The sequence below is a fragment of the Dysosmobacter sp. genome (assembly GCF_052306735.1).
Classification (GTDB): Bacteria; Bacillota; Clostridia; order Oscillospirales; family Oscillospiraceae; genus Oscillibacter.
On sequence record NZ_DAWBAJ010000046.1, the window covers coordinates 1 to 15,422 of the forward strand.

General features: G+C 63.5%; 12 protein-coding genes and 1 other annotated feature. Of the genes, 1 reads left to right on the top strand and 11 read right to left on the bottom strand.

What is annotated here, in order from left to right; translation table 11 throughout:
- From ACT67G_RS10090 to ACT67G_RS10115, 6 genes are all read right to left on the bottom strand, one after another.
- Nucleotides 1-445: ATP-binding cassette domain-containing protein (locus ACT67G_RS10090; protein ID WP_443664149.1), on the bottom strand; the 445-nt coding region annotated here is incomplete at its 3' end.
- Nucleotides 426-818, bottom strand: a complete 393-nt coding sequence (locus ACT67G_RS10095; RefSeq protein WP_443664150.1) for a GntR family transcriptional regulator — start codon at nucleotides 816-818, stop codon at nucleotides 426-428. The genes ACT67G_RS10095 and ACT67G_RS10090, both read right to left, overlap by 20 nt.
- A gap of 146 nt (nucleotides 819-964) precedes the next feature.
- Nucleotides 965-1,681, bottom strand: a complete 717-nt coding sequence (locus tag ACT67G_RS10100; protein ID WP_443664151.1) for a helix-turn-helix domain-containing protein — start codon at nucleotides 1,679-1,681, stop codon at nucleotides 965-967.
- Nucleotides 1,682-1,798: 117 nt separating this feature from the next.
- Nucleotides 1,799-2,644 carry an HAD-IIB family hydrolase gene (locus ACT67G_RS10105; RefSeq protein WP_325247022.1) on the bottom strand — a complete coding sequence of 282 codons (846 nt, stop codon included), beginning with the start codon at nucleotides 2,642-2,644 and terminating at the stop codon, nucleotides 1,799-1,801.
- Nucleotides 2,645-2,733: 89 nt separating this feature from the next.
- Nucleotides 2,734-4,080: a regulatory iron-sulfur-containing complex subunit RicT gene (ricT, locus tag ACT67G_RS10110; RefSeq protein WP_443664152.1), complete on the bottom strand. Its 1,347-nt coding sequence runs from the start codon at nucleotides 4,078-4,080 to the stop codon at nucleotides 2,734-2,736.
- Nucleotides 4,077-4,940, bottom strand: a complete 864-nt coding sequence (locus ACT67G_RS10115) for a DNA polymerase III subunit delta' (protein ID WP_443664153.1) — start codon at nucleotides 4,938-4,940, stop codon at nucleotides 4,077-4,079. The genes ricT and ACT67G_RS10115 overlap by 4 nt, the downstream gene beginning before the upstream one ends.
- Nucleotides 4,941-5,311: 371 nt before the next feature.
- Between ACT67G_RS10115 and ppdK the strand changes: the two genes are divergently transcribed.
- Entirely contained in the window at nucleotides 5,312-7,942 is a 2,631-nt protein-coding gene (gene ppdK / locus ACT67G_RS10120; protein ID WP_326214582.1) for a pyruvate, phosphate dikinase, read from the top strand.
- A 164-nt stretch (nucleotides 7,943-8,106) separates the two neighbouring features.
- Here the strand turns inward: ppdK and ACT67G_RS10125 are convergent, their stop codons facing one another.
- The 5 genes from ACT67G_RS10125 to carB form a co-directional block, all read right to left on the bottom strand.
- Nucleotides 8,107-9,180, bottom strand: a complete 1,074-nt coding sequence (locus tag ACT67G_RS10125) for an iron-containing alcohol dehydrogenase family protein (protein WP_443664154.1) — start codon at nucleotides 9,178-9,180, stop codon at nucleotides 8,107-8,109.
- Between the two features lie 30 nt (nucleotides 9,181-9,210).
- Nucleotides 9,211-10,440 (bottom strand): hypothetical protein, encoded by a 1,230-nt coding sequence (locus ACT67G_RS10130; protein ID WP_443664155.1) that lies wholly within the window; start codon nucleotides 10,438-10,440, stop codon nucleotides 9,211-9,213.
- Nucleotides 10,441-10,519: 79 nt separating this feature from the next.
- Nucleotides 10,520-10,762 (bottom strand) — a binding site (T-box leader).
- 111 nt (nucleotides 10,763-10,873) lie between these two features.
- Entirely contained in the window at nucleotides 10,874-11,416 is a 543-nt protein-coding gene (locus ACT67G_RS10135) for an FUSC family protein (protein WP_443664156.1), read from the bottom strand.
- A 101-nt stretch (nucleotides 11,417-11,517) separates the two neighbouring features.
- Nucleotides 11,518-12,198: a YoaK family protein gene (locus ACT67G_RS10140; protein ID WP_443664157.1), complete on the bottom strand. Its 681-nt coding sequence runs from the start codon at nucleotides 12,196-12,198 to the stop codon at nucleotides 11,518-11,520.
- Nucleotides 12,199-12,315: 117 nt separating this feature from the next.
- Nucleotides 12,316-15,422 (bottom strand): carbamoyl-phosphate synthase large subunit (carB, locus tag ACT67G_RS10145; protein ID WP_443664158.1); only part of this gene is annotated, 3,107 nt, incomplete at its 5' end.

Below are 15,422 nucleotides of genomic sequence, written 5' to 3' on the forward strand. Positions count from 1 at the left end.
GATACAGCTTGGCCGCCCGGCTCATCACCATGATGAGCTGCACCTTCTCCCGGGTGCCCTTGCTCATCTGCTTGATGCGCTGCTGGGGAGAGATCCCCAGATGGGTGAGCATCTCCATGGCGGCATCCGGCCGGAAGTCCTTGTAGAAGTCCTGGTAGAACTCCATCAGCTGCCGGGCGGACATCCAGGTGGGGATGGCCGTGCGCTCAGGCAGGTAGCTGACGCAGGCGTGGCTCTCCTTCCCCGGGGTCTGCCCGTCGATGTAAATACCGCCCTCGCTGGGGGTCAGCAGCCCGTTGGCCAGCTTGATGAGCGTGGTCTTGCCGCTGCCGTTGGGGCCCAACAGCCCCACAATCCGCCCCGGCTCCACCGTGAGGTTCACGTGATCCAGGGCGCTGACCGAGCCGTAGCGCTTGGCCAGATCCTTACATTCCAAGATCGGCATTGCCGTCTCCCTCCTTCATAGCCTCCTGCCGCAGCAGGTCCAAAATCTCCTCCCGGGCGTATCCCAGCCGCCCCATCTCCTTGAGAAACCGTTGGATATGGCCCCGGGCCAATCCCCGCTTCGCCTGTTCGATCATAGTCTCATCCTCCGTCACAAACCGTCCGGCAGTCCGCTGGCTGTACACCAGGCCGTCCCGCTCCAACTCCGCCAGAGCCCGCTGCATGGTGTTGGGATTCACCCCGGCCTCCGTGGCCAGGTCCCGCACCGACGGCAGCCGCTCCCCAGGCGGAAACACACCTGAGACGATGCCCACCTTGATCTGCCCGATGAGCTGGGAGTAAATGGGCAGATCGTTGGAAAAGCTCCACTGCATGGAAGCACCTCCCTTTCGTTTGTACTGTTGTACTAAGTGATTAATACAATAACACAACTTAAGGATTTGTCAAGGGGGAAATGCAGAAAATTTTTTCCGCAGGACAAAAAATGCCCCGGAGGAGACCCTCCGGGGTGTTGGATTCATCAAGATTCTGTTTTCTTCGGGCTGTCCAGACGGCGGCCCCCCACGGCCAGGGCAAGGCCCACCAGGACAAGGGCCACTCCGTGCAGTATATCGCCGCCGTAATAGGACAGTGCGTCTCCTGCCGGTACGCCCCAGCTCAGCATGGTACCGCCCCAGAGCAGGCTTGCCAGTGCCAAGGCAGCGCCGCCTGCGGCCAGCACCGTCCCGGCGTGATACCAGCGGATGTGTCCGGCGATGCGGGCGCCTCCCGCAGCCGCTGTCAACCCGGCGGCGATCCAGCCCAGGTCCGCCGCAATTTGGCTTCCTCTGTGATTATGGAACAGATACGTCCCCATCCCCTCCCAAAAGGTACGCTGATCCACCTGACGCATCAGCTCCCCCCAGGTGCCGGACACGAACTCCAGTAGCCGCCACAGGCCGTACAGGGCCACCGGTACCCCCAGCAGCCAGCCCCGGTCCCGGATCCAGGCGCCCAGGCTCCGCAGCCGCTCCCGGGAGTCTGCGGTGGGCCGCTCCGGGGCGTCCTCCAACAATAAGTAATCGGTGGTGACCCCGAACCGGCGGCTGATGCGCACGATCTTCTCCGCTTCCGGCATGGCCTCGTCCCGTTCCCACTTGCTCACCGCCTGTCGGCTCACATCCAGCGCCTCCGCCAGGGCGTCCTGGCTCAGGCCCTCCCGGGCCCGGAGGCTTTGCAGCTTCTCTCCAAAGGTCATAGGCGTATCCTCCCGTCTAGTTCTGGCCTCAGGATACCATGTGCTCCCGCTCCGCCGCCAGCAACCGAAGCTGGAACTTCCGCAACCAGCGGTAGCGAGGACACTTTTTTCCTATTTTCAGCGGTATTTGGCCTCCAGACGGGCCACCACATCCGCCAGGGCACCCTCCCGGGCGTCGGCGACGATGGTGGCGCCGCTCTCCCGCACGGCGGGGACGCAGTTGGCGGGGGCGAAGCCCTCCGCCGCGGCGGTGAGCATGGGGATGTCGTTGGCCTCGTCCCCCACGCAGTACACGTGGTCCATGGAGATCCCCAGCCGGGATGCCAGGCGCCGGACCATGCCGCCCTTGTTGGCGCCCTTGGCGGTCATCTCCAGCAGTGTCTGGCCGGAGAAGATCAGCTCGTAGTCCTCCGCCCAGCCCTGAGCGGTGAGAAAGTCCCGGGCAGCCTCCAGATCCCGGTGCTCCGCCTCAAAGAGGAGCTTCCCCAGGGGCAGGGGCACCTCCAGCAGGGAGGGCGCCTCCGTCACCGCCGCCTTGGTGATGTGCTCATGCTGGCGGGTGATGTCGTTGGGGTGGACGGCGTGGATGACGTTGTCGATGTGGTAGGCCTCCACGGCCATGCCGGGAAAGTGGTCCAGCACCGTCTGCCCCCGGGCGCGGGCCTCCCCGTCCAGCATGGCGGTCTCCAGGTACGCCCCGGCGGTAAAATCGTACAGAGCCGCGCCGTTGCACACCACGGCGGGGGCATTCATGGGCACCTTATCCGCATAGCGGATAAAAGCCGCCAGGGCCCGGCCGGTGGCCACGGTGAACCGGCCTCCCTCCGCCATGAAGCGCTCCAGGGCCTGCCGGTTTGCCTCCAGCAGCCCCGGCACCGGAGTGCCGGAGCGCAGTGCCTCCTCCGTGTAGATCAGGGTGTTGTCAAAATCGCTGGCCAGCAGCACGCCGTCAAAGATTCCCATATGTACTCCTCTCTGTCTCTCCGGGCGGCAGATCGCCGCCTTGTGCAAAAAGCCCGCCGCCCGCAAAGCGGACGGCGGGACTTCACTCCTTATTCACCCTGGGATGCGGGGGCCGTGCCCTCTCCGCCGCCCTTGCTGCGGCGGCGGCCGCCCCGGTGATGGGGACGGCGGCGGCGCTTGGCCTCGGCGTTCTCCCCGCCGGACGGGGCGGACGTTTCAGCCTGCTTGGGCTGCTGAGGACGGTTTCCTCCCTGCTGGGCGGGCTTGGGGTTCTGGGCCTTGGGGGGACGGGGCTTGCGCTCTCCCCGGTTTTCGCCCTTAGGGCTCTTGCCGCCCTGGGCAGGGGCGGAGGGCTTGTCGCCCTTGGGGGCCTGGGCATTCTCGGCGGGTTTGGCGGCGGCGTTCTCGCCACTTCTGCCGCTGCGGCGCCGGCCGCCCCGGTGGCGGCGGCGCTTGCCCTCGCTCTCGCCGATCTTCTCCCGGACGGGGGCATCCTCCAGCTCCGCGTCCATATAGAAGGGGGTCATCAGCACGGGAGCGGTGAACTCCTCCTCTTCCCGCTCCTCCACATACCGGGCGGGACGCTCCGCGGGGATCTCAATGCCGTCCCGGCTGCCCTTGCCGTTGCGCAGCACGCACACCTCGCAGTTGTGATAGCACTTGAGGGGCTCGTTGGGCATGGCGGAGTCCAGGGCCACCTTCACGGTTTCCCGCAGCAGATCCACACTCTTGACGTTGCCGGGCCCGTCGGGGGTCTGGACGAAGGACTCCACCTTGGGCATCCGTTTGGCGGCGTCCTCATAGGCGTTCTGCTCGTACTTGAGGCAGCACATGAGCCGCCCGCAGGTACCGGAGATCTTGGTGGGGTTCAGGCTCAGGTTCTGGGTCTTGGCCATCTTGATGGAGACGGGCAAAAAGCCGTCCAGGAACTGGGAACAGCAGAAGGGCCGTCCGCAGATGCCCAGGCCGCCGATCATCTTGGCCTCGTCCCGGACGCCGATCTGCCGCAGCTCGATGCGGGCCCGGAACACGCTGGCCAGGTCCCGCACCAGCTCCCGGAAGTCCACCCGTCCGTCGGCGGTGAAATAGAAGATGATCTTGTTGCCGTCAAAGCTGGCGGAGGCGTTCACCAGCTTCATCTCCAGGCCGTGGTCGGCGATCTTGCGCTCGCAGATGTCGAAGGCCTCGCTCTCTTTTTTGCGGTTGTACTCCATGGTGCGGCGGTCATTCTCCGTGGCCATGCGCAGCATGGGGCTCAGGGGCTTGACGATGGCGCTATCATCCACCTCGTGATTGCCCTCGGTACAGGTGGCAAATTCCGGGCCCTGGGCGGTCTCCACGATCACCTGGTCCCCCATCCGCACCTGTGCGCCCCGGGGGTCAAAAAAATACGTCTTGCATCCGCCCCGAAAGCGGACGCTGATTACTTCTGTCAAAGGATACCCTCCAATTCCACCGCCAGGGCGCCCAGCATATGGCCCGGGCCCACGTTGTAAACGCACTCCCTGCGGTACTTCTCAAACAAGTCTATTGTGCGCATGATTTGCTTTTTTGTCAAGTTTTTCGCAAGAAACAGGGCAATTTCCCGATCCTCGTCCCGGGGCGGGTGCCCATATTCCGCCAGCAGCGCCGCGGCGGCCCACTCCCGTCCCCGCTCCAGCAGGGCGGCGAGATCCTCCCGGGTCAGGCGCTTTTTCTCCAGGCGCACTGCCGCCTCGGTGACGGCGCCCCGGCGATGGGCCCCCAGGGCCCGGCACAAAAGCTCCTCCGGCTGGGCGAGCCCCGCGGGCGCCGCCTCCCCGCCGGCACCGGTGCGCAGCTCCACGCACCGGGAGCGCAGGGTGGGCAGCACTGCCGCCGTGCTCTCGGCGCAGAACAAAAAGGCGGCGTAGGGCGGCCCTTCCTCCACGATCTTCAAAAGGACGTTCTGGTCCTGCTCCGTCAGCAGGGCGCAGTCCGGAAAAAGATACACCTTGCGCCGTCCCTCGTTGGGCCGGATATAGGCGTCGGAACGGATGGCACGCACCACATCCACGGCGATATTCTTGTGCTGGTCGTCCCGGACGGTGATGACATCCGGGTGGATGTCCTGGATCACCTTCCGGCAGGCGGGGCACTCCCCGCAGGGCCGGGTGCCGGCGCCGGTGCACTCAAAGGCGGCGGCGGCATAGCGGGCAGCGTCCAGACGGGCGGCACCGCCTGTAAACACCAGGGCATGGGACAGGGCGTCCCGGGCAGCCGCCCTCCGGATGCGGATGGCTGCCGGATCTTCCGGCGGCAGGGTAAAGGCAGGCACAGGCGTCCCTCCTCCAAACACGATTTTCTCCCGCCCCGGCACCGGGCACAGCGTCCCCGTTCCTGCCGCGGCGGTATTCGGTTTATTGTACCACACAGACGTGCAAAAGAAAAGCCGGGAAAAAGCCGCTTCTCCTCCTTTTCAAGGCCGTCTGCTGTGGATTTTCCCAAATTTTTGTTGGAAAATTCCAATTCCGAATGTGTATTTTATGGCTTTTATGAATTGTTTTTTCCAGTGCTGGACAGTATAATGATAATTGTTATGTGAGTTAATCGTTTACTCACGCAAATGTTGCGCAATCGTTTGCGCGACGTCTGCGGACATGAACAAACGATCTGCCCAAAGGCAGTGAAAAAAACGGAGGAAAGAGCATGAGCAAAAAGTATTGTTACCTGTTCACCGAGGGCAACGCCAACATGCGTGAGCTCCTGGGCGGCAAGGGCGCCAACCTGGCCGAGATGACCAACATCGGCCTGCCTGTGCCCCAGGGCTTCACCATCACCACCGAGGCCTGCACCCAGTATTACGAGGACGGCCGCAAGATCAATCCCGAGATCCAGGCCGAGATCATGGAATACATCACCAAGATGGAGACCATCACCGGCAAGAAGTTCGGCGATGAGGAGAATCCCCTGCTGGTCTCCGTGCGCTCCGGCGCCCGGGCCTCCATGCCCGGCATGATGGACACCATCCTGAACCTGGGCCTCAACGAGACCGTGGTGGAGGTGCTCTCCAAGAAGTCCGGCAACCCCCGCTGGGCCTGGGACTGCTATCGCCGCTTCATCCAGATGTACTCCGACGTGGTCATGGAAGTGGGCAAGAAGTATTTCGAGCAGCTCATCGACGAGATGAAGGAGCGCAAGGGCGTCACCCAGGACGTGGAGCTCACCGCCGAGGATCTCAAGGAGCTGGCCGAGGCCTTCAAGGCCGAGTACAAGTCCAAGATCGGCCAGGACTTCCCCTCTGATCCCAAGGAGCAGCTGATGGGCGCCGTGCAGGCCGTGTTCCGTTCCTGGGACAACCCCCGCGCCAACGTCTATCGCCGGGACAACGATATCCCCTATTCCTGGGGCACCGCCGTCAACGTCCAGTCCATGGCCTTCGGCAACATGGGCGACGACTGCGGCACCGGCGTGGCCTTCACCCGCAACCCCGCTACCGGCGAGAAGAAGCTCTTCGGTGAGTTCCTGACCAACGCCCAGGGCGAGGACGTGGTGGCCGGCGTCCGGACTCCCATGCCCATCAGCCAGATGGCCGAGAAGTTCCCCGAGGCTTTCGAGCAGTTCCAGAACGTGTGCCAGCTGCTGGAGAACCACTATCACGACATGCAGGACATGGAGTTCACCGTGGAGAACGGCAAGCTCTACATGCTCCAGACCCGTAACGGCAAGCGCACCCCCGCCGCCGCTTTGAAGATCGCCTGCGACCTGGTGGACGAGGGCATGATCGACGAAAAGCAGGCCGTGGCCATGATCGAGCCCCGCTCTCTGGACACCCTGCTCCATCCCCAGTTCGACGCCGAGGCCCTGAAGAAGGCCCCCGTGGTGGGCTCTGCTCTGGCCGCCTCTCCCGGCGCCGCCTCCGGCAAGATCGTCTTCACCGCTGAGGATGCCAAGGAGTGGGCCTCCCGGGGCGAGAAGGTGGTCCTGGTCCGTCTGGAGACCTCTCCCGAGGACATCGAGGGCATGAAGGCCGCCCAGGGCATCCTGACCGTCCGCGGCGGCATGACCTCCCACGCCGCCGTCGTGGCCCGCGGCATGGGCACCTGCTGCGTCTCCGGCTGCTCCGCCATCAAGATGGATGAGGCCAATAAGTGCTTCGAGCTCTCCGGCAAGACCTTCCGCGAGGGCGACTGGCTGAGCCTGGACGGCTCCACCGGCAAGATCTATGACGGTGCCATCCCCACCGTGGATGCTTCCATCGGCGGCGAGTTCGGCCGCGTCATGGGCTGGGCCGACAAGTATCGCCGCCTGCAGGTGCGCACCAACGCCGATACCCCCCACGATGCTTCCCAGGCCCGCAAGTTCGGCGCCCAGGGCATCGGCCTGTGCCGTACCGAGCACATGTTCTTCAACGAGGACCGCATCCCCGCCATCCGTCAGATGATCTGCTCCGACACCGTGGAGCAGCGCGAGAAGGCTCTTGCCAAGCTGGAGCCCATGCAGCAGGGCGACTTCGAGGGCATCTACGAGGCCATGGAGGGCTGCCCCGTCACCATCCGCTTCCTGGATCCCCCCCTGCACGAGTTCGTGCCCACCGAGGAGGCCGACATTGAGCTGCTGGCCAAGGACATGGGCAAGACCGTACCCGAGATCAAGGCCATCATCGCCTCCCTCCACGAGTTCAACCCCATGATGGGTCACCGCGGCTGCCGTCTGGCTGTCACCTATCCGGAGATCGCCGCCATGCAGACCCGGGCCGTCATCAAGGCCGCCCTCAACGTCCAGGCCAAGCATCCTGAGTGGAACATGGTCCCCGAGATCATGATTCCCCTGGTGGGCGAGGCCAAGGAGCTCAAGTACGTCAAGGACGTGGTGGTCAAGACCGCTGACGAGATCATCAAGGCCGCCGGCTCCGACATGAAGTACCTGGTGGGCACCATGATCGAGATCCCCCGCGCCGCCCTCACCGCCGACGAGATCGCCAAGGAGGCCGACTTCTTCTCCTTCGGCACCAACGACCTCACCCAGATGACCTTCGGCTTCTCCCGCGACGACGCCGGCAAGTTCCTGGACGCCTACTACGACAAGAAGATCTACGAGAACGATCCCTTCGCCAAGCTGGACCAGAAGGGCGTGGGCAAGCTGGTGGACATGGCCTGCAAGCTGGGCCGCAGCACCAACCCCAACCTGCATCTGGGCATCTGCGGCGAGCACGGCGGCGATCCCTCCTCCGTGGAGTTCTGCCACCGCACCGGGTTGGACTATGTGTCCTGCTCTCCCTTCCGCGTGCCCATCGCACGTCTGGCCGCCGCGCAGGCTGCCATCAAGGACATGAAGTAATTCCTGTCCCGGAAAATGTGAGAAAATCCCCCGGCCATCTGGCCGGGGGATTTTTGCACCCAATACCCCGGAACTTCCCGCTCCGTCAGCGCGCAAAAAGGGCGCCGGCTTTTGCCGGCGCCCTTTCTTTTAAACTGTCAGGCGGTACTCTTCCGGTCGTCCCATCAGCTGTGGGTCCGGTGATACTCCTCCATCTCCATGATGCCCGCGACGATCATCTCCGCCGTGACCGGATAGGGATAGACCCGCACGTCGATGCCCGCCAGGGCCTTGGTGGTGACGGCCTCCAGATCCTCCGGCTTGGCGTGGACGTCCGCCAGGCAGGTGGGCAGGCCGATAGAGCGGCTGAAGGCGTAGAGCTTGTCCCGCTCCTCATACTGCTTGTCGATGGTGAGCATCACCAGGATGCCGTAGGAGACCACCTCGCCGTGGAGATGGTGGTGGGCCTCCGTGGAAGGCAGAACGGTGAAGCCGTTGTAGATGGCATGGGCCAGGCCGGTGGTGTAGTCCACCTGGACGAAGTTGGACACCAGTCCCGTGGAGATGGTGATGCCCAGAATCACCTCCGTCAGCTCCCGGGTGACGGTGTGGGCCTTGCAGTCTTCCAGCGCCTGGCGGCCCCAGCGCATGATGGGCACAGCGCACATGGAGCTCAGGGCAATGCCCATGGCGTCGGAGTGGGCCGGAATGTCGTTGCGGGAGGAGATGGTGCACTCATAGTGCTTGGCCATGGTATCGCCCATGCCGGCCCAGAGATAGATGTCCGGGGCGTCGGCAATGACCTGGGTGTTGATGAAGATGTGGTTGGGGGGGATCTTGGAGAAGGAGTACTCCCGCAGGCTCCCGTCCGGGTGATAGACGATGCCGAGGCTGGTGCAGGAGGCACAGGTGGAGGCGATGGTGGGGAAGGTGAAGAAGGGCCGGTGGGTCTCCTGAGAGAGGACCTTGCAGGTGTCGATGGTCTTTCCGCCGCCCACGGCGAAGATCATGTCCGCCTCCGCCACCTGGGGCCGCAGCATCTCCATATTCTCCCGGGAGGCCTCACCGCCGTACCAGAGGGGGCCGATGACCTCGATGCCGGCGTCCCGGGCCGCCTTTACGATGGCGTCTCCGGCAGCTGCCAGGGCGTGCTTGCCGCCGATGACGGCCGCTTTCTTGCCGTAAGCCGGGCAGACGGCGGCAATGTCGTCATAGGCGTCCGGGCCGATGGTGTATCCGGGAAAGAGGGTTTTCTCCATGGTAATCGTTTCTCCTTTTCTTGCTGGGGCTCAGTCGCACTGGGCGGCGGGGCGGGTGTTGGGGACGGACTTGGCTGCGGAGGGCTTCTCCTCCTCCTGACGCTGGGGGAAGGCCTCTCCGTGGGCGCGGATATAGGCGCGGTTCTTATAGACACCCACGGTGAGGAAGGGGATCACCACCACCGCGATGCCCAGGTACCCGCAGTAGCCGTAGCCGTACTTGATGATGTTGGAGAGGCCCACCAAAGAGATGCTCATGGACACCACGATGATGAAGGCGGAGACGATGGCGCTGCGGATGGGTGCAGAGGAAATGCCCCGGAACATGGGGAGCTTTTCAAACCGGGCCACAAAGCCGTAGATGGTGGTGACGCCGGTGGAGATCAGGCACAGCAGCAGGCAGATGCCGTACACGGTGGTCAGCCAGCTGATGCCCATGGCATTGCAGGCCGTGAGGGTGGGGATGGTGGTGCCGCCCTCCACGGCGGTGTAGACGCCCTCCCAGGACAGCAGCATGAAGATGGAGAGCACCAGGGCCACGGTATTCATCACAAAGGAGATCCACATGGCCTTGCCGCAGCCCTTGCGGTTTTCCAGGGGGGTGCCGCAGGCGATCATGGTGGGCAGCGTCACGCACTGGAAGCCGGCATAGGTAAAGGCGTTGATGATGGCCTGGGGCATACCGCCGAAGCCCCGGGTGGTGAAGTCCTGCTGGAGGATAGCGGTGATGGAGCTGTCGCTTTTGAAGATGCCCACGGTGTAGATGGTGATGGCTGTCACCAGGATGGCCAGCCCCATGTAGGTGGAGGCCGCCCGGACGATGCCGGCGCCGAAGATGGTGAGCATCAGCACCACCATGCCCACGACCACAATGCCCAGGTAGTAGTTCATGCCGAAATATCCCTGGAGGGCGGAGGCTGCACCGGAGATGGCGGCAGCCACGGCCATGAGGACCATGATGTAGAAGAAAATCTCAAAGAGCCACTCGATCTTGTCGAAGGGATGATAGAGGGTCTCGAAGAGCTGCTTATAGCTGGTCATTCCCCGGGAGTTGTACATCACCATGGCCTGGCGCATGGTGAGTGTCAGCAGCAGCATGGCGATGACGGCGGAGACGATGCCGGCCCAGCCAAGGCCCACATAGTAGGTATTGGCCTGGTTGCCGGTGGCAAAGCCGCCGCCGGCATGGGCGGAGAAGAGCACGGCGCCCACAGAGAACGCCAGGGCGAAGGGGGTCTTTGCGATGCGTTTTTCTTTCATGTGTGGTTCCTCCCGAAAAAAGATTGGATGGGGTCAGGAGGCAACAAAAAAACCTTTCGCCGCTCCTGCCTGTCAGGGCAGAAGAGACGAAAGGCAACGATCCTTCCGCGGTACCACTCTTCTTTATCCTCGAAACGAGGATCACTCTGTGGGATACCATCATATCCCCGCCGCTGTAACGGGAGCACCCGTCCGCACCTACTCCCTTTCGGCACGGCCGCTCTGCAGCCAGTTCGGCGGATCGGCAGCCATCGTGTCTTGCACCAACCGACACTTCTCTGTATGGGCCTTCCCGCTTACTACTCTGCGTCCTTGCGTTTGATGTATGTGATGATAACACCGTCCCCTTTTTTGTCAACAAAAATCTTTATTACAGCAAAGAAAAAATGGCCGGAGGGGCGGCCCCCCTCCGGCAAATTCAGTTGGAACCTTCTCACACATCGTCCCGGATCCCTACCCGCAGGTAAAAACGGTGCATGAATCCGAAGGTGAAGCCGCCGGGCAGCATGCCGTTGACGAACAGGGCCATCAGCACCCCGATGCCGGTGTCCAGGATGCGGTTAAGGGCGTAGGAAACGTAGCTGTCCAAAGGGGTGTTGAAGAGGATGATGCAAAGCACCACGCCACCCGGCTGCACGCCGCCCACCCAGATCAGCTGGCAGGCCAGGATCAGCACCAGCACTCCCACAAAAGTCAGCGGGATCAGCACCCAGCGGCTGCCGCCGTCGGGAAACAGGGCGGCGTAAACGGCGAAGAGCCCCATGCCGATAAAGCCCCCCACCAACGTGCCGAAAAAGCGGTTTCCCCCGTGGCGCTTGCTGGTGTCGTAATCGCTGCCCATGCCGAAGATGGCACCGATGCAGGCAAAGGCGGGGCTGCGGTCAAAAAAGTAGTAGATCAGGGCGCACAGGGCGGCCGCCAGGGCCGTCTTGAAATTGCGCAGTCCGATCCGGGGAAAATGGTGGTGAGCAGACATACAGCACACTCCTGTTGGATGTTTGTTTTTTGGCACAGCGTTTTCATTCTACCATACCCGACGGGATTTGCAAGAATCAGGAAGAAATTTGACAAAATTTTTCAGTTTTTTGATTCCGCTCCCCCGCCGGAACCGAACATCCACCAGAAAGCCGCCGCCTGGAGCACCGCCGGCGCCAGCAGCGCCCCCTGGGGGAACCGGGGAGAGAGGATCCCGCCCAGGGCCGCTCCCGCCAGGAAGCAGGCAATGACCCCCAGGTAGCATCCCCCCTTGCGGAGCATGTCCGGGTCGTGCTTGGAAACGCCGTGGTAGAGGGCCTCGGTGCCGCTGCGCAGGTTTCCGGTACACATGGTGGAGGCGAAGGGATAGCCCCGGACTTTGCGGAAGGTCTCCACCTGCAATGCACAGACAAAGGAGACGGTGACGTTCACCAGAGAGTCCCACTCCCCCACCGGTGCCAAAGACGCCAGCACCAGGGCCGCCATCTCCACCGCCAGCACCGTGTGGCGCCAGTGGATCCGGCCGGGATGGCGGTGGGCCCGCTTGATGAGCTCCGCCACCAGCACCCCCAGGGAGAAGGCCAGAATGGGCATCAGGTAGTGGAACGCCTTGGCCCAGTTGCCCTCCGCCGCCCGCAGGGCCAGCAGCACCATGTTGCCGGTCTGGGCGTTGGCGAACACCGCCCCCCGGCACAGGTAGGTATAGGCGTCCAGAAAGCCGCCGGCAAGGGCCAGCAGCGCCGCCGCCGTAAAGGATTCCGAACGTTGATAATCGTGTTTCATGCAGTTGTTCCTCCAGGAGCCCCGGGAAGATCTCCCGGGCTCGAACCGCGCACAAACGGAGCGGAGGTGCCTCCGCTCCGTTTGGTTTTCACTGGTGTTGGGCGCTGTGGAAAGCCCTTAATACTCCGCCTGGCCGGTGTAGACCAGCTTGGCGTCGCCGGTGAGGGTGACCTTCTCGTCGGTGTAGTTGACCACCAGGTCGCCGCCCCGGACCTTTACGGTGACGTCGCTGCCCTTGCTGCACAGGTTGTTGGCAACAGCCGCCACCACCGCCGCGCAGGCGCCGGAGCCGCAGGCCAGGGTCTCGCCGCTGCCCCGCTCCCAGACCCGCATCTTGATGGTGTTCTTGTTGACCACCCGGATAAACTCCGTGTTGATGCGGTCGGGGAAATAGTCCGCGTGCTCGAACCGGGGGCCCACCTGCTCCACGTTCACGCCGTCCACCCGGGGGCAGAACACCACGCAGTGGGGGTTGCCCATGTCCACGCAGGTGATGGCGTATTCCTCCCCGCCGATGGTGACGGGATAGTCCACGATCTCCTTTTCCGGCAGGTTCAGGTGCAGGGCCGTGGTATCCAGCGTGGCATAGCCCATGTCCACAGCGGCGGAGGTCACCTTGCCGTTGGTGGTGTAGACCGTCACAGTCTTGACGCCGGTGTCCGTCTCGATGGTCATGACGTCTTTGCGGACGATGTTGTTGTCATAGAGGTACTTGGCCATGCAGCGCAGGGCGTTGCCTGCCATGGCGCCCCGGGAGCCGTCGGCGTTGTACATGAGCATCCGGGCGTCCGCCTTCCGGGAGTGCTCCATGAGGATGATGCCGTCGGCGCCGATGCCGTAGTGCCGGTCGCAGAAGGTGACGCACAGGGACTCCGGGCAGGTGATCTCCCCGTCGAAGTTCTCCAGGAAGATGTAGTCATTGCCGCAGGTCTGCATCTTGGCGAAGGGCAGCTTCTGGCGCTCCGTGCGCAGGTGGCAGATGTCGATGAGCTCCGTGTTGGCCTGGGTATACCGGCTGGCCAGGATATCCGTCAGGGCGGAGGCGGTGTCCAGGCTGGTCAGGCACGGGATGCCCAGCTGGACGCAGCGGTGGTTCAGGTGGATGAAGTCCCGGATGTAGTCGGGCTCCGTGGAGCCGGTGAGAATCACGTAGTCGATCTTTCCGGCCTCCAGCAGCTGGAAGACCCGGTTGTCCTGGCCCAGCTTGCCCACGATCTCCACCTGGGTGCCCAGCTGGGAGATCTCCCGGGCGGTGCCGTCGGTGGCGTAGAGTTTGTAGCCCATATCGTCCAGCTTCCGGGCAATGCCCACGATCTCCGGCTGGTCCCGGCGGTTGACGGAGATCAAAATGCCGCCCCGGGTGGGTTTTTCCACCTTGTAGCCCGCAGAGACCAGGCCCTTGAAGAGGGCCTCCTGCATGTTCTTGCCCAGGCCCAGCACCTCGCCGGTGGACTTCATCTCCGGAGAGAGGGAGGCGTTGGCGTCGGTGATCTTCTCGAAGGAGAACACCGGCACCTTCACGGCCACATAAGGAGGCTGGCGGTAGAGTCCGGTGCCGTAGCCCAGGGACTTGAGGCTCTGGCCCACCATGACCCGGGTGGCCAGGTCCACCATGGGCACGCCGGTGACCTTGGAGATGTAGGGCACCGTACGGCTGGCCCGGGGGTTCACCTCGATGACATACAGCTCCCCCTGGTAGATGAGGTACTGGATGTTGATGAGGCCCCGGGTGCCCAGGGAGAGGGCCAGCTTCTCGGAGCAGTCCACGATGACCTTGAGCATCTTGTCGCCGATGGAGAAGGGCGGGTACACGGCGATGGAGTCGCCGGAGTGGACGCCGGTGCGCTCAATATGCTGCATGACGCCGGGGATCAGCACGTCGGTGCCGTCGGAGATGACGTCCACCTCCAGCTCCTTGCCCATCAGGTACTGATCCACCAGCACGGGGTTTTCGATCTTGCCGGAGAGGATGATCTCCATATAGCGGCGGACTTCTTCGTCGTTGTGGGCAATGACCATGTTCTGGCCGCCGATGACGTAGCTGGGCCGCAGCAGCACGGGATAGCCCAGCTCATGGGCGGCCTCCAGAGCCTCGTCCATGCCCAGGACGCCCCGTCCGGCCGCCCGCTTGATGGAGAAGCGCTCCAGCAGCTCGTCAAAGCGCTCCCGGTCCTCCGCCATGTCGATGGACTCGGCGGAAGTGCCCATGATGCGCACGCCGTGGCTGTCCAGAAAGCCGGTGAGCTTGATGGCCGTCTGGCCGCCGAAGGCCACCACCACGCCGATGGGCTTTTCCACGGCGATGATGTGCATGACATCCTCGGGGCACAAGGGCTCGAAGTACAGCCGGTCGGCGGTGTCGTAGTCGGTGGAGACGGTCTCGGGGTTGTTGTTGACGATGACCACGTCATACCCCAGCTCTTTCAAAGTCCACACGCAGTGGACGGAGGAGTAGTCGAACTCGATGCCCTGGCCGATGCGGATGGGGCCGGAGCCCAGCACCATGATGACGGGCCGTCCAGACCGGGGGAAAGCTCGGGACTCGCACACGGTGTCGTAGGAGGAGTAGAAATAGGGGGTCTCGGCGTCGAACTCGGCACCGCAGGTATCCACCATCTTGTAAACGGCGTCCCGGTGGGCCGGGAGTTTCCCGCCGGAGAGGCGCTCCAGTGCCTCGTCGGTGTAGCCCAGGCGCTTGCCCCGGAGGTACTGCTCCTCGGTGAGGTCCCCGGAGAGGGTGGCCTCAAAGTCCGCCAGCTTCTGGATCTTGCACAGGAACCAGCGGTCGATCTTGGTGATATCGTGGATCTCCTCCACACTGACGCCGGACTTGAGGGCCTCGAACACGGTAAAAAGCCGGTGGTCGTCCACCCGGGTAAGCCGCTCCCGGATGGGGGCGGTATCGTCGGGGTCCTTCTTGCGGTTCAGAGTGTCCATGCCGATCTCCGCGCCCCGGACGGCCTTCATCAGCGCCATCTCGAAGCTGGGGGCGATGGCCATAACCTCGCCGGTGGCCTTCATCTGAGTGCCCAGCTTCCGGGAGGCGTCGGCAAACTTGTCGAAGGGCCACTTGGGCATTTTCACCACGATGTAGTCCAGGGTAGGCTCAAAGCAGGCGCAGGTCTTGCCGGTGATGTCGTTTTTGATCTCGTCCAGGGTGTAGCCCAGGGCGATCTTGGTGGTGATCTTGGCGATGGGGTAGCCGGTGGCCTTGGAGGCCAGGG